23 protein-coding genes are annotated in these 20,998 nt (G+C 62.9%); 14 read left to right on the top strand and 9 right to left on the bottom strand.

What is annotated here, in order from left to right:
- Positions 1-190: 190 nt before the first annotated feature.
- Positions 191-1,954: an L-lactate permease gene (locus tag J4E53_RS17765; protein ID WP_060741588.1), complete on the top strand. Its 1,764-nt coding sequence runs from the start codon at positions 191-193 to the stop codon at positions 1,952-1,954.
- Positions 1,955-2,117: 163 nt separating this feature from the next.
- Here J4E53_RS17765 and J4E53_RS17760 read toward each other — a convergent pair whose 3' ends face one another.
- A complete protein-coding gene (locus tag J4E53_RS17760) occupies positions 2,118-2,453 on the bottom strand; it encodes a hypothetical protein (RefSeq protein ID WP_060741587.1) in 336 nt (111 codons plus the stop codon).
- Between the two features lie 245 nt (positions 2,454-2,698).
- Between J4E53_RS17760 and J4E53_RS17755 the strand changes: the two genes are divergently transcribed.
- A complete protein-coding gene (locus J4E53_RS17755; protein WP_103310624.1) occupies positions 2,699-3,355 on the top strand; it encodes a polysaccharide lyase family 7 protein in 657 nt (218 codons plus the stop codon).
- Positions 3,356-3,373: 18 nt separating this feature from the next.
- Here the strand turns inward: J4E53_RS17755 and J4E53_RS17750 are convergent, their stop codons facing one another.
- From J4E53_RS17750 to J4E53_RS17740, 3 genes are all read right to left on the bottom strand, one after another.
- A complete protein-coding gene (locus J4E53_RS17750) occupies positions 3,374-4,606 on the bottom strand; it encodes a nucleoside permease (protein WP_060741585.1) in 1,233 nt (410 codons plus the stop codon).
- 196 nt (positions 4,607-4,802) lie between these two features.
- Positions 4,803-5,915 (bottom strand): sugar phosphate isomerase/epimerase, encoded by a 1,113-nt coding sequence (locus J4E53_RS17745; protein ID WP_103310626.1) that lies wholly within the window; start codon positions 5,913-5,915, stop codon positions 4,803-4,805.
- A complete protein-coding gene (locus J4E53_RS17740; RefSeq protein ID WP_103310628.1) occupies positions 5,879-7,054 on the bottom strand; it encodes a Gfo/Idh/MocA family protein in 1,176 nt (391 codons plus the stop codon). The genes J4E53_RS17745 and J4E53_RS17740 overlap by 37 nt, the downstream gene beginning before the upstream one ends.
- 167 nt (positions 7,055-7,221) lie before the next feature.
- On the opposite strand from J4E53_RS17740, the gene J4E53_RS17735 reads away from it, so the two are divergent.
- Complete coding sequence (locus J4E53_RS17735) at positions 7,222-8,226, top strand: LacI family DNA-binding transcriptional regulator (RefSeq protein ID WP_060741582.1); 1,005 nt, start codon at positions 7,222-7,224, stop codon at positions 8,224-8,226.
- Positions 8,227-8,399: 173 nt separating this feature from the next.
- Here J4E53_RS17735 and J4E53_RS17730 read toward each other — a convergent pair whose 3' ends face one another.
- Both J4E53_RS17730 and J4E53_RS17725 read right to left on the bottom strand, forming a co-directional pair.
- A complete protein-coding gene (locus tag J4E53_RS17730) occupies positions 8,400-9,491 on the bottom strand; it encodes an SMP-30/gluconolactonase/LRE family protein (RefSeq protein ID WP_103310630.1) in 1,092 nt (363 codons plus the stop codon).
- 96 nt (positions 9,492-9,587) lie between these two features.
- Positions 9,588-10,718 carry a sensor histidine kinase gene (locus J4E53_RS17725; RefSeq protein WP_060741580.1) on the bottom strand — a complete coding sequence of 377 codons (1,131 nt, stop codon included), beginning with the start codon at positions 10,716-10,718 and terminating at the stop codon, positions 9,588-9,590.
- A 320-nt stretch (positions 10,719-11,038) separates the two neighbouring features.
- On the opposite strand from J4E53_RS17725, the gene J4E53_RS17720 reads away from it, so the two are divergent.
- Entirely contained in the window at positions 11,039-12,004 is a 966-nt protein-coding gene (locus J4E53_RS17720) for a DMT family transporter (RefSeq protein ID WP_060741579.1), read from the top strand.
- Between the two features lie 212 nt (positions 12,005-12,216).
- Entirely contained in the window at positions 12,217-13,077 is an 861-nt protein-coding gene (locus J4E53_RS17715; RefSeq protein WP_103310632.1) for a CAP domain-containing protein, read from the top strand.
- A gap of 54 nt (positions 13,078-13,131) precedes the next feature.
- On the opposite strand, the gene J4E53_RS17710 is transcribed toward J4E53_RS17715, so the two are convergent.
- Both J4E53_RS17710 and ggt read right to left on the bottom strand, forming a co-directional pair.
- Complete coding sequence (locus J4E53_RS17710; RefSeq protein WP_103310634.1) at positions 13,132-13,665, bottom strand: cysteine hydrolase family protein; 534 nt, start codon at positions 13,663-13,665, stop codon at positions 13,132-13,134.
- Between the two features lie 40 nt (positions 13,666-13,705).
- Positions 13,706-15,433, bottom strand: a complete 1,728-nt coding sequence (gene ggt, locus J4E53_RS17705) for a gamma-glutamyltransferase (protein WP_103310636.1) — start codon at positions 15,431-15,433, stop codon at positions 13,706-13,708.
- A gap of 164 nt (positions 15,434-15,597) precedes the next feature.
- On the opposite strand from ggt, the gene J4E53_RS17700 reads away from it, so the two are divergent.
- Positions 15,598-16,026 (top strand): GNAT family N-acetyltransferase, encoded by a 429-nt coding sequence (locus J4E53_RS17700; RefSeq protein ID WP_060741575.1) that lies wholly within the window; start codon positions 15,598-15,600, stop codon positions 16,024-16,026.
- Between the two features lie 129 nt (positions 16,027-16,155).
- Here J4E53_RS17700 and J4E53_RS17695 read toward each other — a convergent pair whose 3' ends face one another.
- Entirely contained in the window at positions 16,156-16,506 is a 351-nt protein-coding gene (locus J4E53_RS17695) for a hypothetical protein (RefSeq protein ID WP_060741574.1), read from the bottom strand.
- 139 nt (positions 16,507-16,645) lie between these two features.
- On the opposite strand from J4E53_RS17695, the gene J4E53_RS17690 reads away from it, so the two are divergent.
- The 8 genes from J4E53_RS17690 (at position 16,646) to J4E53_RS17655 (ending at position 20,948) form a co-directional block, all read left to right on the top strand.
- Complete coding sequence (locus J4E53_RS17690; protein WP_060741573.1) at positions 16,646-16,906, top strand: hypothetical protein; 261 nt, start codon at positions 16,646-16,648, stop codon at positions 16,904-16,906.
- A 2-nt stretch (positions 16,907-16,908) separates the two neighbouring features.
- A complete protein-coding gene (locus tag J4E53_RS17685; RefSeq protein WP_060741572.1) occupies positions 16,909-17,244 on the top strand; it encodes a DUF6388 family protein in 336 nt (111 codons plus the stop codon).
- Positions 17,245-17,477: 233 nt separating this feature from the next.
- The gene (gene tusD / locus J4E53_RS17680) at positions 17,478-17,870 is read left to right on the top strand and encodes a sulfurtransferase complex subunit TusD (protein ID WP_060743167.1); all 393 of its coding nucleotides are present in this window, start codon (positions 17,478-17,480) and stop codon (positions 17,868-17,870) included.
- The gene (tusC, locus tag J4E53_RS17675) at positions 17,870-18,232 is read left to right on the top strand and encodes a sulfurtransferase complex subunit TusC (RefSeq protein WP_060741571.1); all 363 of its coding nucleotides are present in this window, start codon (positions 17,870-17,872) and stop codon (positions 18,230-18,232) included. The genes tusD and tusC overlap by 1 nt, the downstream gene beginning before the upstream one ends.
- On the top strand, positions 18,232-18,525 hold the full coding sequence (gene tusB / locus J4E53_RS17670; RefSeq protein WP_103311329.1) for a sulfurtransferase complex subunit TusB: 294 nt from the start codon (positions 18,232-18,234) through the stop codon (positions 18,523-18,525). The genes tusC and tusB overlap by 1 nt, the downstream gene beginning before the upstream one ends.
- The gene (locus J4E53_RS17665) at positions 18,522-18,857 is read left to right on the top strand and encodes a TusE/DsrC/DsvC family sulfur relay protein (protein ID WP_103311331.1); all 336 of its coding nucleotides are present in this window, start codon (positions 18,522-18,524) and stop codon (positions 18,855-18,857) included. Before tusB ends, J4E53_RS17665 begins: the two co-directional genes overlap by 4 nt.
- The gene (locus J4E53_RS17660) at positions 18,854-19,855 is read left to right on the top strand and encodes a glycosyl transferase family protein (RefSeq protein WP_103311333.1); all 1,002 of its coding nucleotides are present in this window, start codon (positions 18,854-18,856) and stop codon (positions 19,853-19,855) included. The genes J4E53_RS17665 and J4E53_RS17660 overlap by 4 nt, the downstream gene beginning before the upstream one ends.
- A gap of 88 nt (positions 19,856-19,943) precedes the next feature.
- Complete coding sequence (locus J4E53_RS17655) at positions 19,944-20,948, top strand: glutathione S-transferase family protein (RefSeq protein WP_103311335.1); 1,005 nt, start codon at positions 19,944-19,946, stop codon at positions 20,946-20,948.
- Positions 20,949-20,998 lie beyond the last annotated feature (50 nt).

Genomic DNA, 20,998 nt, shown 5'->3' with positions numbered 1-20,998 from the left:
AAGCCGCCCCAAGAATTTGTGCTTAAACAAAAAACTTGGGCCTGCTGCGCAGTCCAGCGGGAGCAAGCTCCCTCGCCACAGGGTCTTACCCCAGGCCTCTGCGCCATTCCCCTCGTCAATCCCCGCCTATACTTCTCTGCCAATCCCCCCTGGGGCCTGCACTTCCAACAATAAAAAGCAGAGGTGGAACATGGTCTGGCAACAAGTCTACGATCCCTTCGGTAATGCGGTGCTGTCCACGCTCCTGGCGGCGGTTCCGGTGGTGGTGATGTTGGCGTCCCTGGCGTTCTTTCATGTCAAGGCACACCTGGCGGCCTTGCTGGCCCTGGCCTCGGCCTTGCTGATCGCGATTTTCGCCTTCGGCATGCCCGTTGGCATGGCCGGGTCTGCGGCGCTTTATGGCGCGGCCAACGGCCTGCTGCCCATCGGTTGGATCGTGCTCAATATCATTTTCCTGCACCGGCTGACCACCGAGAACGGTTCGTTCAAGGTCCTGCAGGACTCCCTCGCGCGCATCACCGACGACCGGCGCCTGCAACTGCTGTTGATCGCCTTTTGCTTCGGCGCGTTTTTCGAGGGCGCGGCGGGCTTCGGCACGCCGGTGGCGGTGACTGGAGCGATCCTGATCGGGCTGGGGTTTTCCCCCTTGGCCGCCTCGGGTCTGGCGCTGATCGCCAACACCGCGCCCGTGGCCTTCGGCGCCCTGGGCACGCCCATCATCACCTTGGCCAAAGTCACCGGGCTGGATGAAATGGAGCTGTCGATGATGGTCGGTCGGCAGTTGCCGTTTTTCTCGGTGCTGGTGCCGTTCTGGTTGATCTGGGCTTTCGCCGGCTGGCGCAAGATGCTGGAAGTCTGGCCGGCGATCCTGGTGGCCGGTGTCAGCTTCGCCATCCCGCAGTTCCTGGTGTCGAACTACCACGGGCCGATGCTGGTGGACGTCATCGCCGCGCTGATTTCCATGGCCTGCCTCACCGGTTTCCTCAAGGTCTGGAAACCGGCCACGGTGCACACCTCCGCCGCGCTGTCCGGGCGGGTCGACAACTCGAAGATCGACGCCAGCGAGGATGAAAAACCCACCGCCAGCGCGGCGTTTTCCAACGACGCCCGCCCCGCCGTGGGACGGGCCTGGATGCCGTGGATCATCCTCACGGTGTTCGTCTTCGCTTGGGGCACCCAGGGTTTCAAGAACCTGTTCGACACCCGTCCGGCGCTGGACCCGCAGACCCAATCAGCCAAGCTTGACCCCCAAAGCAAGCCGATGCGCGAGGCCAACCCGATCTTCTCGCCCCTGGTGACCTTCGGCACCATTCACCAGCAGATCGAAAAAGTCCCGCCCGTGGTGCCCCAGCCTAAAACCGAGGAGGCGGTCTACAAGTTCAACTGGTTCACCGCCACGGGCAGCGGCATTTTCCTGGCCGCGATTCTCGGTGGCTTGCTGATGGGCTATTCCATTCCGCAACTGGTGCACCACTACCTGCGAACGCTCTGGGTGGTGCGCTACTCGCTGATCACCATCGTCGCGATGTTGGCCTTGGGGTTCCTCACGCGGTATTCGGGCCTGGACGCGACCATGGGCCTGGCCTTCGCCGCCACGGGCATTTTCTACCCCATGTTCGGCACCCTGCTGGGCTGGCTCGGCGTGGCGCTGACCGGCTCGGACACGGCCTCCAACGTATTGTTTGGCGGCTTGCAGCGGGTCACGTCCGAGCAGTTGGGCATCAGCCCGGTGTTGATGGCCGCCGCCAACAGTTCCGGTGGGGTGATGGGCAAGATGGTCGACGCTCAGTCGATCGTGGTGGCCTCCACCGCGACCCGTTGGTACGGTCACGAAGGCGAAATCCTGCGCTACGTGTTTTTCCACTCGGTGGTGCTGGCGATTCTGGTGGGCGGGCTGGTGACATTGCAGGCGTATGTGGCGCCGTTCACGCATATGGTGGTGGGAGGACAGTGATCGAGGAGCCGGCAGATAGGGCTGTTGTGGCGAGGGAGCTTGCTCCCGCTGGGCTGCGAAGCGGCCCTTTTGTGATCGCTGCGCGATCGAGCGGGAGCAAGCTCCCTCGCCACAGGCAAGCGCCTTTACAACCGGCAGGCTCGCTTGCCTTTCAAGCAGGGTGTTACTGAACGCTTTTCAGCTTGACCACATCACCGGACACCGAGGTGGTGTAGCCGGTCAGGACCCAGGCCCAGAACCAGTTTTCCTGGACTTGGGTGTTGATCATGGCGTCGCCGCCCTTGGCCTTGATCGCCGCGGTCTGGGCGCGCACGAAACGGTTGTTCTGCTGGATCGGGATCAGGCCGAACAGCAGCAGGCCGGTGGCCTTGGCTTCACTGTGGCCGACAACGGTGTACTGGGTGCTGTCGTATTGCTGGGTTTTCATCGGGGTGCCGGTGCAACCCGCCAGGGCCAGGCCGAACAGTGCGCAGGCGACAACTTTGCTGATGTGGTTCATTTAACGCTCCATGGGAAGACGCCCGGGATCCGTCTCTCGGGCGGCGCGTACTCTAACCGATCAGTCATAAATTGACACACCCTATCCGCCCAATTCAGTGCCTGAAAGGCTCGCTGCAGAGCCATCCGTCAGGTGCGCCTCCAGCGAGACAGCCCCTTGTCGATAACATGAAAACTGCGCCACGGAAGGCCGTTTCTGTCTTGACGGCCGCCAGGTAACGGCCGGTCCCGTTGGAGGGTTTTATCATGATTGACCTGACTGTCTGGAACATTACCCTGCCCGTGCAAACGCCGGCGCAGGTCGTGGCGACCAAAGCCATGCCGACCCTGAAAAACAAGTATTTCGACAATAACGGCCAGCGGATCGTTTTCTGGGCGCCGGTCACCGGTTCCCATACCGGTAAAAGCGAATACCCGCGCTCCGAGCTGCGGGAAACCGGCAAGGACGGCAAGCTGCGCAACTGGCGCTACAACAGCGGCACCAATACCCTCAAGGGCACCCTGGCGGTGAACCAGGTGCCTTCCGAAGGCCGGGTGGTGGTGGCGCAGATCCACGCCAAGGACGCCCCCACGCCGTTGTTGAAACTGGTGTACCGCTACGCCAAGGGCACCGGCAATATCGACGTGGAATACCGGGTCAAGCCCAAGGACAAGAAGAGCCCGGTGATCTACACCGTGCCAAACGTGCCGCTGAACAAGGCCTTCTCCTATTCGCTGCAAATGGACAAGCAAGGCAAGCTCTCGGTGCTGATCGGCAACACGGGCAAACAGGTGAAGCTGGACTCGTCCTGGTACAGCTATAACTTCTACTTCAAGGCCGGCGTCTACACCTTGGACAACAAGGGTTATTCCAACGAAGGCGGGAAAGTGACCTACACCAAACTGGACGTCAGCCACAAATGACTGACGCCCAGCCCTGCTTCAAGCCTTTGACGGCGCAACGAGCGCCTGCTGGCCACGGAAGGTAAACAGGAAGCAGACCAATACCAGCAGCGCGAAACCGGCCGGGAACAGCCAGATGCTCTGCCAGTCATGACCGCCCGCCACGACAAAGTGATCGGTCACCTGCCCCGCCACCCAGAAGCCGATCAGCATCCCCACACCATAGGTCGCCAGGGTAATCAGGCCCTGGGCCGAGCTGCGAAAGCGCTCCGGCGCCTTGGCGTCGGTGTAGATCTGCCCCGAGACAAAAAAGAAGTCGTAGCAGATGCCGTGCAAGGCAATGCCGGTGAACAGCATGAACGCCAGGTCGCCGTTATTGCCGTAGGCGAACAACACGTAGCGTAGCGCCCACGCCAACATGCCCACCAACAGTGCCAGCTTGATGCCGAAGCGCTGGATGAACAGTGGCAACAGCAGCATGAACAACACTTCCGAGACCTGCCCGATGGCCATCTTCGCCGTTGGGTTGGTCATCCCGGTTTCGGCCAGGAACGGGTTGGCATTCTGGTAATAGAACGCCAGGGGAATGCAGATCAGGATCGAAGCGATGAAGAACACCAGGTAGCTGCGATCCTTCAACAGACCCAACGCGTCCAGCCCCAGCAGTTGCTTGACGCCGCCCGCGCTGGCCTGTTCCTTGAGCGGCGCCGTGGCCGGTAGCGTGAAGCTGTAGAGCCCCAGGACCAGGGACGCGATGGCCGCCATCAGGAACGTATTGCGCAAGCCGCCTGCCGAGATCGCTTCGCGCGAATCCCAGGCGAACACGAAGCTGATCACCACGCCCGCGACGATCCAGCCAATCGTGCCCCACACCCGGATGCGGGAGAACTCCAGCGCCGGATCGCGCATCTGGCGGAACGCCACGGAATTGACCAGGGCCAGCGTCGGCATGTAGACCACCATGTACACCAGTACGTACGGGTAGAACACGCTGAAATCCGCCGCCGAATACAGCTGATACAGCAACACCGCGCCGAGCAGGTGCAACACCGCCAGGATCCGTTCGGCGTTGAAGAAGCGGTCGGCGATCAGGCCGATGACGAACGGCGCAATGATCGCACCCCACGATTGCGTGGAGAACGCCATGCCGATCTGCCCCCCGCTGGCGCCCAGCGTGCTGGACAGGAAGGTGCCGAGGGTGACGAACCAGCCACCCCAGATAAAGAACTGCAGGAACATCATCACGCTGAGGCGTGCATTCATCGTGGTCATGAGCGTCACCGTTTTATTGTTGTTCTTGTGAAAAAAAAAGCCGCACCGCTTTTGTTACGGAGGATCCCCTGTGGGAGCAAGGCTTGCCCGCGATGGCCGCGCCGCGCTCCAACCGTTGAACCGCGTTTTCGTTCATCGCGGGCAAGCCTTGCTCCCACAATGGATTTCCTCGCCACGGGGTTTTGGGTGGGGCCGGTTACCTCAATAGGCCCAACAACCGCCGGTTGGAATCCTCATCCGCCGTGACGCTGGCAAAATCATCGAACGCCTTACGGGTCTTGCTGATCATGTGCCGCTGGATGAACGCCGCCCCTTCTGCGGCGCCCTGGTGTGAATCCTTCAAGCAACATTCCCATTCCAGGACCGCCCACCCGCTGAAATCGTATTGGGTCAGCTTGCTGAAGATCGATTTGAAATCGATCTGGCCATCCCCCAGCGAACGGAACCGCCCGGGACGATCGACCCAGCCCTGGTAGCCGCCGTACACCCCCGAACGGGCATCGGGGCGGAATTCGGCGTCCTTGACGTGGAACATGCGGATCCGTGCGTGGTAACGGTCGATGAAGCCCAGGTAGTCCATCTGTTGCAGCAACAGATGACTGGGGTCGTAGAGAATCGCCGCCCGTGGGTGATGATCGACCGCCTCCAGGAAACGTTCGAACGAGGCACCGTCGTGGAGGTCTTCGCCGGGGTGGATCTCGTAGCACAGGTCCACACCGGCCGCGTCGAAGCAATCGAGAATCGGCAACCAGCGCCGGGCCAGTTCGGCGAAACCCTGCTCCACCAGGCCCGCCGGCCGCTGCGGCCAGGGATAGAGATACGGCCACAGCAGCGCGCCGGAAAACGTCGCATGGGCCTTGAGACCCAGCCGCTGGCTGGCGCGGGCGGCCAGCTTGAGTTGCTCGATCGCCCACTCGGTCCGCGCCTGGGGCTGGCCGCGCAAATGGGCCGGGGCGAAGTCATCGAACAGCGCGTCGAACGCCGGATGCACCGCCACCAACTGGCCTTGCAGGTGCGTCGATAGCTCGCTGATCTCGACACCGGCCTGGGCACAGGTGGCCTTGAGCTCATCGCAATAGGCCTGGCTTTCGGCGGCCCGGGCCAGGTCAATGTATTGCGTGCCCGATGTCGGCAGTTGAATGGCCTTGTAGCCTTGTGAAGCGGCCCACTGGGCGATGTTGGCCAGGGTGTCGAACGGGGCTTCGGCGGACATGAACTGCGCCAGGAAAATACCTGGGCCGCGCAGGCCGCTCGGGGTCTTGTCGAGGGTATTCACAACAGGGATGCTCCGGTTTGCACGACGGTCCATTTCGCGTCGCCACGGTGGTTGAGGATGGCGGCCTCGATGAACGCCATGCCACGCAAGCCGATCTCGATGCCGGGTACGCCGGGGGCGTCGGGGCCTTGGACATGGCTGCGAATGGCGTGGGCGAAATCGCCGTAGAGGTTGGCCATGGCTTCCAGGTAGCCCTCGGGATGCCCGGCCGGCAGACGCATGCGCCGCGTGGCCGCCTCGCACAGCCACGGCTGGCCGAGGCCGCTACGCAGGGTGCGCAACGGCTGGTCGAAGGCACGATGGATCAGGCTCGCCGGTTCTTCCTGGCGCCACTCCAAGGCGCCCTTGTCGCCGTAGACGCGAATCTTCAGCGGGTTCTCTTCGCCGGTGCAGACCTGGCTTGCGATCAGCACACCGCTGGCGCCACCCGCCATCTTGAACAGCATCGCCGCATCGTCATCCAGTTGCCGCCCCGGGACGTGCGTGCCCAACGCAGCGCATAGCTGCTGGATCGGTTGGTCCGCGACGAACTCGGCCAGGGAAAACGCATGGGTACCAATGTCGCCGATGCAACCGCCCAGGCCGGACTGGCCGGGATCGTCGCGCCACTCGGCCTGCTTATTGCTCTGGGCGGCGACATCCTGGCTGAGCCAGCCTTGGGGGTACTCGACCAGCACTTTGCGCACCTGGCCGATCACGCCCGAGCGCACCATGTCCCGGGCCTGCCACACCATGGGATAGCCCAGGTAGGTGTGGGCCAGGCCATAGAGGCAACGGCTGCCGTGCAGCACCTCGCGCAGGGCCAGCAATTGCTTGAGGTCCAGCGCGGCGGGCTTCTCGCTGAACACATGGAAACCGGCTTTCAAGGCCTCGCTGGCGATGGGTGCATGAAGATGATTGGGGGTGACGATGACCAGCAGTTCCATGCGCTGATCAAGCGGCAGCAGCGCTTCGGTGTCGAGCATGTGCTGCCAGTCGTGATAACAACGGGACGCGGCCAGGCCCAGGGCCGTGCCCGTCTGCCGAGTGTTGTGCGGGTCGCGGCTGAACGCGCCGCACACCAGTTCGAAACCGCCGTCCAGGCCCGCGGCCTGACGGTGAGCCTGGCCGATGAAAGCGCCCTCTCCACCGCCGACGAAGCCCATTCTTATTTTCGGTGCTACAGGATTCATCGCGATTCTCTTCCTGTCAGGATGATGATGTAACCGGTTACATCATGGCGGAAATCTAGGCTCAGTTTCCCCGCGTGTCAAACCCAACGGGTTCACCGCGGAATATTTGTGAGGCGCTCAACCTGCGGTAAGCTCCCCCACCGTACCCCCTGTTCCCCGAGGTGATTTTGTCCAACATTCGTGAGGTGGCCCGGCTGGCGGGTGTTTCGGTGGCAACGGTGTCCAGAACCCTGAAATCGCCCGAGCGGGTACTCCCCGAAACACGGGACAAGGTCAACGCGGCGGTGGAACAGGCCGGCTATCGGCCCAATCTGATGGCGGTGCAATTTCGCTCCCGCCGGACCGGCAACCTGGTGATCCTGGTGCCGGCCATCGCCAACACGTTTTTCGCCCGGGTCATCAGTGGCGCGCAACAGGCGGCACAGGCGGCGGGTTATCGATTGCTGTTGTGCGACACCCAGGGCCGGGCGCAGATCGAGCGGGAATTCGCCGCCCTGGTCTACGCCCACCAGGCCGACGGCGTGATCCAGTTGCGTGCCAGCGATCCGTTCGAATCGATGCCCACTGGCGCCGACAGCCTGCCGCTGGTCAACGCCTGCGAAGTGGTCAAGGGTGCCCCCTACCCGACCATCAGCCTCGACAACCGGGCTGCTGCCCAGGCCATGACCGAACACCTGATCGGTCTCGGCCATCGCCGCATCGGCATCATCAAGGGACCGCGCAGCAGCCCCCTGACCCTGGACCGCGTGGCCGGCTACCAGGATGCCCTGCACCAGGCCGGCATCGCCATCGACCCCAGCCTGATCTGCCATGGCGACTTCACCTTGAAGGCCGGTGACGACGGTGCCGGGGCGATGCTGGCGTTGGCCGATCGCCCCAGTGCGCTGTTCTGTGAAAACGACGAAATGGCCATCGGCGCGCTCAGGCGCATCAAGCGAATGGGCCTGCGAGTGCCCGAGGACATTTCCCTGGTGGGCTTTGACGACATCCCGTTCGCCGCCTACTGCGACCCGCCCCTGACGACCATTTCGCAGCCTGCCGAGATGTTTGGGCAAAAAGCGGTGCAGATGCTGATTGCCCTGATCGAGAAAAAGCCGATTGCCGAACGGCATGTGGTGTTGCCGTTTGAGTTGACGGTGCGGGGCAGTACGGCCCCTAGAGCCAGACAGTAAGTGGAACCCGTGGCGAGGGAGCTTGCTCCCGCTGGGGCGCGAAGCGGCCCCGAATGAAACGGCTTGAATCCACCAGACACACCGCGCTGCCTGATGGAGGGGCTGCTACGCAGCCCAGCGGGAGCAAGCTCCCTCGCCACAAAGTCCATCAACGCCAAGGGTGAGTGGTTCACTCAGGCAAACGTCGCCCCCCGTGTATTCACGAACAGCGAATACAACGAGTGGCTGCCGGCCATGAACAACCGATTGCCTTCCCGGCCGCCGAAGCAGACGTTGGGGCAACGCTCCGGCAGGGAGATGTGCCCGATGGCCTTGCCTTCGGCGTTGAACACCCGCACGCCGTCGAGTTTTTCCAGGTCGGCCTTGGGGTCGCCATTGCCGCCCCAGCCGCACCAGAGGTTGCCGCTTTCATCGCACTTGATCCCATCGATCGCCGCGTAATCCAGGCCTTCGATGTGCTTGCGCCGCTCGCCCAGGGTGCCGTCGTCTTTGACGGCGATGGCCCAGATCAAGCGGTTGGGCTTGGCCCGGCCTTCGACCACATAGAGGATTTTTTCGTCCGGGGAAAAACACAACCCGTTCGGCCCCGCCAGGTCGTCGATCACCCGGCTGACCTTGCCGGTTTCGCCGTCGATGCGGTACACCGCGTGGGGCTGGACGGGCGTGACTTTGTGCCCCTCGTAGTTGTTGCCGGTCTGGAACGGCGGGTCGGTGAACCAGACCGAACCGTCCCGCTTGCAGACGATGTCGTTGGGCGAGTTGAAAGGCTTGCCCTCGAAACTGTCCGCCAGCACGGTGAGGGTGCCGTTGTGCTCGGTGCGGGTGATGCGCCGGCCTTCGCTGGAGGTGGTGGAGCCTTCGCACACCAGCAGCCGCCCCTGGCGATCGCGGCACATGCCGTTGGAGAAATTGGCATTCTCTCGGTACACCGACAGCCCGCCGGTGATTTCATCCCAGCGCACGATGCGGTTGTTGGGAATGTCACTGACCAGCAGGTAACGCCCGTCACCGACCCACACTGGCCCCTCTGCCCAACGCAGGCCGGTGGCGAGCTTCTCCACGCTGGCGTTGAAGATTCGCAAGTCCATGAAGCTGGGGTCAAGGATGTTGATCAGCGGGTCTGGGTAACGCTGGCTCAAGGGCTCGGCCTGGGCGAGCCCGGGCAAGTTGCCAAGGGTGGCGGCGGCGGCCGAGACCACCAGGGATTTCTTCAGGAACACTCGGCGGCCCTGATCGGCGGCGGTTGCAGATTGCGAAACATCCATCGTGCGTCTCCGTTAATTATTATTGGACGGGACGACAGTTTTACTCCGTGATAAGACATCGTACAAGTATACGAAAAGGCTCATCCGCACAATCGATCAGTCCGGGTGCAGGGGTATACGCACGGTAAAGGTCGTACCGACTCGCGCCTTCGAGTGAACCTCGATGGTGCCCTTATGGGCCGATACGATCGCCGAGGCGATGTGCAGGCCCAGTCCGAGCCCGGCCGTGGAACCGTACTGCATCTCACCACTGCGTAGATGCCGGATCATCGGGTTGAAAATGCTGGCCATGGCATCTTTCTCGATGGGTTTGCCCTGGTTGTTGATCGCGATCACTGCCACATCCTCTTCAGCGCTCATCGAAACGGTAATCGGCGTGCCTTCGGTGCCGTGCTGCACGGCATTGCCAATCAGGTTGGCGAAGACCTGCTCCATGCGCGCCGGATCAAACAGCCCCTCCAGGGCGCTGGTCGTTTCAAAAAGGATTTCGCTTTCCGGATGATAGGCCCGCGCCTCCTCCACCATGCCTTCGCAGGCCGCCACCAGATCGCCGTTGAAGCGCTGCACCGGAATGCCCGAGCCGAGTTGGGTACGGGTGAAATCCAGCAGATCGCCGACGATTTTGTTGGCCCGCTTGACGCTGGTGTAGATGCGCGAAGTGATCTTGGTGGCTTTGGCGGGCAGGTCCCCCGCCCGCAGCAGCACTTCGGAACTCAGCAGGATCGCGCCCAAGGGGCTGCGCAGGTCATGCCCGAGAATCCCGAGAAAGATGTTGCGCGACGCATCCACCGCCCCGGAGTAGCTGACGACAGACTCGGCCAAGGCCTGGTCCACGGCCTCGTTGAAGCGAATCAGATCGTCCATGACCTGCTTGTGATCCAGCTGCGTATGCGGCATCCAGAGCATGAGCACACTGGTGCGCAGGGCCCGGTATTCGGAGACCATTTGCTCCACGGTAAACCCCGAGGACTGGCGGATGACCGCATGGGTTTCGGCGGCGGTTTCGGTATCGGTCGCCGGCGCCTCCCCATGGGACTTGGCAATCGCCTCCTTGCGCGTTTGCGAAGTGCGCAGGTCGGCGGCGATGGTGCGCAGCATCTGTTCGGCATGGTCGCGCAGGGCAATGGAATCCATGCCAATGGACGCGGGGGTGATGGTTTTGGCGAAGTCTTCCCACGCCTGAAGAATCGGCTCGATATTGTCGAGAATGAAATCAGCCAGGCGCATGAGTTGTTCCGTAAAAAGGGCAAGGCTGTAAACGACACAGCGGCCAGGTTTGTTTTACAGCAAAGCACCGGACAATGTGCGAGACATGCGATGTGGCGAGGGAGCTTGCTCCCGCTTGAGTGCGAAGCGCTCATAAAAAAGGGCTGCTACGCAGCCCAGCGGGAGCAAGCTCCCTCGCCACAGGTTTTCCGACGCTCTTGAGTGGACCTTGTCTGTTACCACCCCATGGGGTAAAAAGCCCTTGGTCGTACGACAACCTATAACTAAAAATAACCGCTCCGAGGCCTTTGGCCTTGGCGGCCGCCTTCGAGACACCTGCCATGACCCGCTCCACTGTCACACCTGATACCCCCACGCCACTACCCCGCCATCTCGCGGTGCTCGTCCTGCTGTGCATGGGCTGTGCCTTCGCCGGCAACCATGTCGCCGCCCGGGCCGCCTTCGACGACGGTGCCGGGGTGCTGCTGGCGATCCTGCTGCGCTCGGGCGGGACGCTGCTGGTATTGGCGGCGATGGTGCTCTGGCAGCGCCAGCGTCTGCGCCTGCCGCCCGGGGCGTGGCGTTGGCAATTGGCCCTGGGGTTGTTGATCGGCGCCCAGAGCCTGTGCCTGTACTCCGCCGTGGCGCGCGTGCCAGTGGCGTTGGCCTTGTTGGTGGGCAACGTGTTTCCGATCCTGCTGGCCTTGCTGACCTGGGCATTGGGCGGCCCCCGCCCGACGGCGCGCACCGCCGCGTTGATGGGCATGATCCTGGTGGGGCTGGTGTTCGTACTGGAAGTGCCGGCTCGCTTATCCTCCGCACAGGACGTCGGCCCGCAATGGTTGCTCGGGGTGGGCCTGGCCTTCTGCGCCGCCTGCGTGTTCGCCTGCGCGCTGTGGATCACCGACCACAAGTTGTCCCAGGTGCGCGGTTCGGTACGCAGCCTGTTGACGATTTTCATCGTGTTCAGCAGCGTCAACCTCGCCGGCCTGACCGGTGCCCTGCCCGGGGGTTTCGACCTGCCGGCCAGCAGCACCGGCTGGCTCGCCCTGGCGACCCTGGTGGTGCTCTATGGCACCGGGTTCATCGTGCTGTTCATTTCCGTGCCCCGCCTGGACATGCCGCGCAACGCTCCGGTGATGAACATCGAACCGCTGGCGACACTGCTGATCGGCTGGCTGGTGCTGGACCAGATGCTCAACCCGGGCCAGGTGATGGGCGGCGCGATTGTGGTGACCGGCATCGTGTTGCTGACCTATCGCAAGGTTGAGCGGGCCAAGGTGCCTGTGGCTGAAACGGCGAATTGAACTGACTGAACTCTTTATGGCGAGGGAGCCTTTCCCCTCGCCACAATGAGTTGTGCCAGCTCGCAGAGAGTCTTCGTCTTCCGGAAACTTGTTTCAAAACCCACAGTCCTACCCCAGCCGTGAAAACCTCGCCAACCTGCAGCCACGGGTTTTCCAGCTGATCGGCGCCAAGCCTGGCGCTAAAGTAATTCCCCTCTTGAGCCGTTCGCCCCATGCGCCACCTTGTTCGCTCTTGCCGTTTCGTTTCGCTGTGCCTGCTTGCCCTGTTTCCCTTGTTCGCCAGCCCCGCCCAAGCGCGGGGCGAAAGGCAACTGGTGGACGCCATCAACGACTTCCGTAGCCAGTCCCGCCGTTGTGAGTGGCGCACGGTACGAGCCACACAGCCGCTGGTGCTGCGTTCGAACCTGGGCTTGCCGATCGGCTTTCGCGGTGGCCTGCGGGAAACCTTGCAGGACGCCGGCTATCAAGCCCGGGCCGTGCGCAGCATCCGCCTGACCGATGCACAGGATGCCGAAGAGGCCTTCGAGATGTTGGCGAACGAGCATTGCGCGGCGTTGCTGGACAACCAGTACGCCGATATCGGCGTCAATCGGGTCGGTGACGAGTGGCGCCTGGTATTGGCGCAGCCCATGGGTGGCACGCGGATGAGCGACGTGGGGGCGGCGGACAAGACGCTGCTGGCCCAGGTCAACGCCGCCAGGGCCAAGCCACGGATGTGCGGGCGCCAGCGCTTCGCGGCGGCTCGGCCGCTGAGCTGGAACGCCGCGTTGGGAACGGCCGCCCAAGGCCACAGCCGGTCGATGGCCCAGGACAACTATTTCGCCCATCGCGACCCGGACGGTCGCTCCACCTCTGATCGCGCCAGGAGCGCCGGCTTTCGCGGACGTAAATTGGGTGAGAACATCGCCGCCGGCCAACGCTCACCGAGCCAGGCCATGCACGATTGGCTCGCCAGCCCCGGACACTGCGCCAACCTGATGAACCCGATGTTCACCCAGATGGGCGCAGCGTCGGCCAGCGACTCGCGCAGCGATGCGGGGGTGTACTGGACGATGGTGCTTGGCGCGCCGTGAAGAACCATCCTCGAGGCTGAGCCATAGGTCTCCTGCTCCAACACTGAGTATCGGCTACAGGCGGATTTCAGCAGCCGGCATTACATCAATCCGCGACACCGCACTGCTCAGTCGCCCCAGCCGGTTGTTGTGGTTGGCGATGATCTGCTCGGCCGCCATGCTGCCGTTGTCCACGGTGGAGTGGGCATCGGCCGCCAGGACCACGTCGTACCCCAGGGCATGGGCCTGGCGCACGGTGGCATTGATGCAATAGTCGGTTTGCAGCCCGCAGATCACCAGGCGGTCGATGCCTCGGGCCTGCAACAACGGTTGCAGGTCGGTCTGGTAGAAAGCATCGGGAGTGGTCTTGCGCACCCGCAGGTCATCCGCCGCGGTCGACAGGCCGACGGCCAGTTGCCAGCCGGTGGCGCCATGGGTCAGCGCCCCATCCAGCTCTTCATGCTGGATCAGGATCACCGTCCGGCCGGCAGCCCTGGCCCTGGCACCGAGGTCACTGATGGTCCGGATGATGCGCTGGCTGTCGAAGCATTCCTCTTCGCCGCTGCACAGCGCGTTCTGGACATCGATAATCAGCAATGCGGTGTTCATGACCTTCCCTCTTCAAACCGTGTCGCAGCCGTGCAACTCATCAATAACCCAGCGACAACCCGGTGTTGCGACGGGGGTCGTTGGCGCCATAGAAGCGGTTCTTGCCCACTGGCTTGCCGCCCAATGACGGCGCGCCGACCAGGATCGCGGCGATGTGGTTGGGGTCCTGCGGGCCGGCAAACTTGTGTCCCCAGCTCTCCAGAATCTTCTGGGTATCGGGGCTGGCCGCGAACGTCTCCAGGTTGGTTTCCTCCGGCATCCATTGCTGGTGGAAACGCGGCGCATCGACCGCTTCCTGGAGGTTCATGCCGTAGTCGATCACGTTGAGGATGGTCAGCAACGTCGCGGTGATGATCCGGCTGCCGCCCGGAGTGCCCACCACCATGACCGTCTTGCCGTCCTTGGTGACGATGGTCGGGCTCATGGATGACAGCGGTGTCTTGCCCGGCGCGATGGCGTTGGCCTCGCCCTGCACCAGGCCATACATGTTGGGCACGCCGACCTTGGCGGTGAAATCGTCCATCTCATCGTTGAGGATCACCCCGGTCTTGCTCGCCATGACGCCCGCGCCGAACCAGTCGTTCAGGGTATAGGTGACCGAAACGGCGTTGCCCCACTTGTCGACGATGGAGTAATGGGTGGTGTTGCTGCCCTCATGGGGCGCCACGCCGGGCTTGATTTTCTGCGAGTCGCCGGCTTTTTGCGGCTCGATCGCGGCCCGCAGCTTGGCGGCGTAGTTCTTGTCCAGCAGATGGTCGATGGGGTTCTTCACGAAATCCGGGTCACCCAGGTAGCTGTTGCGGTCCACGTAGGCGTGGCGCATGGCTTCGATCTGATAGTGCATGCCCTGGGCCGAATGGAACCCCAGCTCCTTCATCGGATAGCCGTCGAGGATATTCATGATCTGGCACAGCACCACCCCGCCGGAACTGGGCGGCGGCGCCGAGATAATGTGGTAACCACGGTAGTCGCACTCCACCGGGGCGAGCTCGCGGGTCTTGTACTTGTCCAGGTCGGCCTGGGTGATGATGCCTTTGTTGGCCTGGCTGGAGGTGACCAGGGCATCGGCGACCCAGCCCTTGTAGAAACCGTCGGCGCCCTTGGCGGAGATTTCCCGCAGGGTCTTGGCGAGATCCTTTTGCACCAGCTTCTGGCCGACCTGCATGGGCTCGCCGTTGTGCAGGAAGATCGCACCGGAATCGCGCATGTCCTTCTTGAACACATCGGTGGCGGTTTCCAGCAGATCGACATCACCCTGCTCCAGGGCGAAGCCTTCCTCGGCGAACTTGATGGCCGGGGCAATCAATTCCGCCCGCGGTTTGCTGCCGTACTTGCTCAACGCCAGCTCCATGCCGGACACGGTGCCGGGCACGCCGACCGCCAGGTGGCCGCGGGTGCTGAGTTCGGGCACGACGTTGCCGTCCTTGTCCAGATACATGTTGGCAGTGGCGGCCAGGGGGGCCTTTTCGCGGAAATCCAGGAACGTCTTGCGACCGTCGGCCAATTGCAGGGTCATGAAACCACCCCCGCCCAGGTTACCCGCCGCCGGATACACCACCGCCAGGGCATAGCCCACCGCCACCGCCGCATCCACGGCATTGCCGCCATTCTTGAGCACATCGACGCCGACATGGGTCGCCAGGTGCTGGGCAGTGACCACCATGCCGTTCTCGGCCGCCACCGGCGCCTGGGAAGCGGCGTACGCCGATAAACAACCGAGGGTCAGTGACGTCGCGATGAGGGTCCGGGCCAAGGATTCGAACTTCATGAGTCGGTCTCTTCTTGTTTTTTGGAATAGGGATCGCTTCAAAAGCATTAGGCAGTATGGCTTGGTTTGCGTAATGCGCCTGTTTCCCCGCCGACCGGATGACGTCACGCCAGCCTTTGGGATAGGCTCCTGCGCTTGATCTTGACTGAATAGGGACATCGCCGATGACGCTACGAATCGAACGCACGGACACGCCCACCGACGAAGAACGCCAAGCCATCCTCGCCCCGCTACGCGCCTTCAACACCGCCAAGACCGGTGGAAGTGCACCTGAACTGGTGGCCTGGCTGGTGCGGGACGAACAGGGCGAAATTGTCGGCGGGCTCTACGGCCGAGTGTTTTTTCGCTGGCTGTATATCGAGCTGCTGGTGGTGCCGGAACAGGCCCGGGGCCAGGGCACCGGCTCGACCCTGATGCAGATGGCCGAAGCACTGGCCCGGGAGAAAAACTGCGTGGGCATCTGGCTGGACACCTTCGACTTCCAGGCCCCGGCGTTCTACCGCAGACACGGTTTCACCGAGTGCGGCCTGATCGACGACTACCCGCCGGGCCACCAGCGTTTCTTCTTCCAGAAGCGCCTGGACACGGCTTGAAACGCAGCCCCTGTGGGAGCGAGCTTGCTCGCGATAGCCATTTAACGGTCAACATTTCTGTCGTCTGACCCGCCGCTATCGCGAGCAAGCTCGCTCCCACATAGGATCCGGGGCGTTAGTGCGAGCTGCTTACAAGCAAGTCGCCAACGCCGCCAACCGGCGCTTGGCCACGAAGTCGTCATGCTTGGCGTAATAGCTCAACTCGGTGCCCGTCGCACCGGCGTGCAAATCGACAAACGATTCGGCGGAGCGGGTGTAGACCGTGGAGCCACCTTTCTTGCCCGGTTGCAGGTAGGCGCCGGCATCGACACCGAATACCGCTTCGTCCTGCCAGGAAAACTGCACGCACTGGGCCACGACCTGTTCCGGCTTGTCCGAGGTCAGGGTCTTGTAAGGGGCCTGGGTCCGAGCCTCGTTCATCGCCGAACCCGCGCAGCCGACCAGCAAAGTGGCGGCCAGGGCCACCGTCAACATTCGCATTGCGTTCACTCATCGAAAAAAAACGGACTGTAGCACTGCGGCCCGAGCCATCGTGCTGCTTTACTGAAATTTACCCGCGACAGCGAGCACCGATTCACGCAATCTGTCGCGCCATCGCCACCAGCCACGCGGAACCCCCATGACCCCCAACGCCGAGTTCTACAAGCCCACCCCGGAATATGCCGACAAACTGATCAGCCAGATCGGCCAGACACCTTCGTGGATCGCCAAGCGAATCGGCGTCACCGACAAGCGGATTCGCTACATCCTCGACGGCGAACGCACCGTCAAGGGCGAAACCACGCCGATCCAGATGACCTACACCGAACAATTCGCCCTTGAATGCCTGGCGGCTGCGGCCAAGGCCAGCAAGAAGCAGTCTTCGTCTCCCAAGGAGTGACCATGGCGGCAACCGAACAGCAACACGAACGGGCCCTGGAAAAATTTCTCGATGAGCGCCCCGAACTGCGCCACGAACTGGACCACCTCAACCCGCTGCTGGCCCAGGCCAAGGGCGAGACCGCCGCACAGTACCGTGCCGAGCGCTTGCACGAAGCGTTCGAAGCCGAGGCCGAGCGCCTGGGCCTGTTTGCCTGGGAACTGACTTTGCAACTGACCGCCGCCTCGCCCGAGGAGTACCAGGCCCAGCGCCTGGAGGTGCATAAGGAAGTGGCAGAGATGGCGGGGATGGCGTGGGCGGAGTATTGCGAGTTGCATGGCCTGAAGGCTAAGCCCTGACCCCTGTGGCGAGGGAGCTTGCTCCCGCTGGGCTGCGAAGCAGCCCCCTTTCATTTTCCAGGGTTCGCCAGACACACTCCCTTGGCAGGTTTTTGGGGCCGCTGCGCGCCCCAGCGGGAGCAAGCTCCCTCGCCACAAGGTGAGCCTCATCGAGAGGCCTCGCTCTTTCCTGGCAATCGCCCCACCGCCCATAAAGCTTTATCATGGCCGCAGTTTTGCTGATCGGGTCTGTCATGAAGTTCGCCATTGCGCTGTTTTCCGCCGCCCATGCGCCCTCCTCGCGTCGTGCCTTGCTGTTTGCCCAGGCGGCGCTGGCAGGTGGGCATGAGATCGTGCGGCTGTTTTTCTATCAGGACGGCGTCTATAACGCCTGCGCCAGTGTCGTCACGCCCCAGGACGAACAGGACCTGCCCCAACAGTGGCGCGCATTCGTCAGCGACAACCGGCTCGACGGCGTGGTCTGCATCGCGGCGGCGTTGCGTCGTGGCGTGTTGAACGAGGAAGAAGCCCAGCGTTACCAGCGGGCGGCGGCCAGCGTCGAAGCGCCCTGGGCCTTGTCCGGGCTGGGCCAGTTGCACGATGCGATCCAGGACGCCGACCGCTTGATCTGTTTTGGAGGCGCGTGATGGCCAAGTCTTTATTGCTGATCAGCCGCCAGGCCCCCTGGTCCGGCCCCGGCGCCCGTGAAGCCCTGGACATCGTCCTGGCCGGCGGTGCGTTCGACCTGCCCATCGGCCTGCTGTTTCTCGATGACGGCGTGTTCCAGCTCACCGCCGGCCAAAACGCCAAGGCGGTCCAGCAAAAAGACCTGAGCGCCAACCTGCAGGCGTTGCCGATGTTCGGCGTCGAAGACCTGTTCCTCTGCGCCGACAGCGCCGCCGAACGTGGCGTTGCCAGCGCCGCCCTGGCGCTGGGCGAGGTGAAAGTACTGAGCGCGCCGGACATCGCCGCGCTCATCGACCGTTACGACCAGGTGATCACCCTCTGATGTCGACTTTGCATGTGTTGTCTCATTCGCCCTTCGGCGATAACCGCCTCGCCAGTTGCCTGCGGGTGCTGGGCAATCAGGATGCGCTGCTGCTGTGCGGCGACGCGACGTACGCGTTGCAACCGGGAAGCCCACCGTTCGAACGGCTGCAGGCCGCCGGCGTGAACCTGTTCGTGCTCGCCGAAGACCTCCAGGCCCGCGCCCTGGACACCCCAGACTGGGCCGAAGCCATCAACTACTCAGGTTTCGTCGAGCTATCGATCGAGCACGACAAGGTCAACACCTGGCTATGAACACGCTGAACGTGGGCGACCGCACCATCGCGCTGGACAAGGACGGCTACCTGGCCGACCTGAACGACTGGTCGGCCGAAGTCGCCACCGCCCTGGCCAGCGCCGAGGACATCGAGTTGAGTCCCGAACACTGGGAAATCCTTGAACTGCTTCGCGGTTTCTACGACGAATTCCAGCTCTCCCCCGCGACCCGGCCGCTGATCAAGTACACGGCGCTGAAACTGGGGGCGGACAAAGGCAACAGCCTGCACCTGAACCGATTGTTCAAAGGCACTCCCGCCAAACTCGCCGCCAAGCTGGCGGGCCTGCCCAAACCGACGAATTGCTTATGACCGACTTTCCAGCACTGACCCTTGAGACCCCGGCCGAACACCCGTTCGCCCAGTTCGTGCGCATCCTTGGCAAAGGCAAGCGCGGCGCCCGCAACCTGACCCGCGAAGAAGCCCGTGAGGCCATGGGCATGGTGCTCGATGAAAAGGTCGAGGACACCCAACTGGGCGCCTTCCTGATGCTGCTGCGGCACAAGGAAGAAAGCGCCGAGGAAATGGCCGGATTCACCGAAGCCCTGCGTGAACGCCTGGTGGTCCCGGCGTTGACAGTGGACCTCGACTGGCCGACCTACGCCGGCAAGAAGCGCCATTTGCCGTGGTACCTGCTGGCGGCCAAGTGCCTGGGCCAGAACGGCGTGCGAATTTTCATGCACGGCGGCGGCGCTCACACGGCGGGTCGCCTCTATACCGAACAATTGCTGGGCTTGCTGCAGATCCCGCTGTGCCGGGATTGGCAACAGGTCGGCAGCGCGCTGGACAACGGCGGCCTGGCCTTCATGCCGCTGGTGGACTGGGCGCCGCAAATGCAACGGATGATCGACCTGCGCAACACCTTGGGCCTGCGCTCGCCGATCCATTCCCTGGCCCGGATTCTCAACCCACTGGCCGCCCGCTGCGGCCTGCAAAGCATCTTCCATCCGGGCTACCAGGCCGTGCACCGCGATGCCAGCGGCCTGCTCGGTGACACCGCCATCGTGATCAAGGGCGACGGCGGCGAAATCGAGATCAACCCGGACGCCGACAGCCACCTGTACGGCACCACCGGCGGCGCCAGTTGGGACGAAGAATGGCCGCGCCTGGCCGAGCAGCGCCATGTCAAACCGGAGAGCTTCGACCCCGAGCATTTGAAGGCGATCTGGCGCGGTGATGTCGAGGACAGCTACCCGCAACTGGCGCTGATCGCCACCATGGCACTGGCCTTGCGCGGCCTGGGCCTGGCTCGCGAAGAAGCGTTCGATAAAGCCCGGCAGTATTGGGACGCGCGGGATCGTTCGATTTAACCGATCATTAACGCCCAACCTTTGCGCTTTTAGTTCGAACCTATGGGAATAGACTCGTCTCCAACGATTATTGAGCGAGGATATCCAGATGGGTTTGTTGGTCGAAGGCCGCTGGCAGGACCAGTGGTATGAAAGCAAGGACGGCACCTTCCAGCGCGAACAGGCGCAGCGCCGTCATTGGGTGACCGCCGACGGCAGCGCCGGCCCCTCGGGCGAAAGCGGGTTTGCCGCCGAGGCCGGGCGCTACCATTTGTATGTCTCCCTGGCCTGCCCCTGGGCCCACCGCACGCTGATCGTGCGCAAGCTCAAGGGCCTGGAGGCGCTGATCGACGTCTCGGTGGTCAGCTACCTGATGCTGGAAAACGGCTGGACCTTCGACAAGACCCACGGCTCCACAGGCGACAAACTCGACCCTCTGCAATTCCTGCATCAGCGCTACACCGCCGACACGCCGGACTACACCGGCCGCGTCACCGTGCCAGTGCTGTGGGACAAACGCCAGCAGCGCATCGTCAACAACGAATCGGCGGAAATCATCCGCATGTTCAACAGTGCCTTCGATGGTTTGACCGGCAACGACCTGGACCTGTATCCCGAGCACCTGCGCCGCGATATCGATGCCTTGAACGAGCGGATCTACCCGGCGGTCAACAACGGTGTGTATCGCGCCGGGTTCGCCACCACCCAAGCGGCCTACGAAGAAGCGTTCGACGGTTTATTCGCCGAACTGGACCGGCTGGAGACCTTGCTTGCGACCAAACGCTACTTGGCTGGCGAATACCTGACCGAGGCGGATATCCGCCTGTTCACCACGATCATCCGTTTCGACGCGGTGTATTTCGGTCACTTCAAATGCAACCTGCGGCGCATCGCCGATTATCCGAACCTGTCGAACTGGCTGCGGGAGCTGTACCAGTGGCCGGGCATTGCCGAAACCGTGGACTTCACCCATATCCAGGGCCATTACTACGGCAGCCACAAGACCATCAACCCTAACGGGATCGTGCCCAAGGGGCCGAAGCAGGATTTCACGGTTGCCCATGATCGGGAAAGGTTGAGTGGGAAAGGGATCTGGCGGCAGACTGAGGATTGATCCGGAAAATCCGTTGTAGCTGAGGACCTCATCGCGAGCAAGCTCAGCTC

Origin of the sequence: Pseudomonas sp. FW305-28 (genome assembly GCF_017351395.1) — a bacterium.
GTDB lineage: Bacteria > Pseudomonadota > Gammaproteobacteria > Pseudomonadales > Pseudomonadaceae > Aquipseudomonas > Aquipseudomonas fluorescens_AA.
Note: the sequence above shows the minus strand (reverse complement) of the source record. Positions and strands in the feature narration are given on the sequence as shown.